Raw genomic sequence first — 424 nt, 5'->3', positions numbered from 1 at the left:
ATAGTTATTAATAAATAATCTTAGAAGGTGCCAATCAACGCGAGAAACCCCAAGTACCCTAACCGAGCCTAGAGAATAACAACCTATTTAGGGGGTACTTATCCAGCTACCAACTGATCCATTCCTTCAACAATCAAGTACAAGTTACTAATAATTCGATATAAATCGCTCTAATCTCTGAAATTGTCGTCTACAGTTTGAGAGAGTCTATCGTGATAGTAATCGTCAACACATAACACCTTTGGTAATCGCTTTTTGATTACAAGGAGAGGAAATGGAAAGCCCAGTTGTCACACTGCAACAGGCCAGTAAGAGCTTTATTGATGGCAAAGAGAGCCATCAAGTACTGGACAATATCGACTTCAATCTAGGGACTGGTGTCAGCGTTGCTTTGACTGGGTCAAGCGGCAGTGGCAAGAGTACT

General features: G+C 41.3%; 1 pseudogene. It reads left to right on the top strand.

Annotated elements, in window-relative coordinates:
* Nucleotides 1–274: 274 nt before the first annotated feature.
* Nucleotides 275–424 (top strand): annotated as a pseudogene (locus tag BCT81_RS29905) (ABC transporter ATP-binding protein); the annotation flags it as partial.

The organism is Vibrio sp. 10N.261.52.A1 (assembly GCF_002876325.1).
In the GTDB taxonomy this organism is placed as follows: Bacteria; Pseudomonadota; Gammaproteobacteria; order Enterobacterales; family Vibrionaceae; genus Vibrio; species Vibrio chagasii.
The sequence above is the reverse complement of the archived record's forward strand: the minus strand, read 5'-3'. Positions and strand labels throughout refer to the sequence as shown.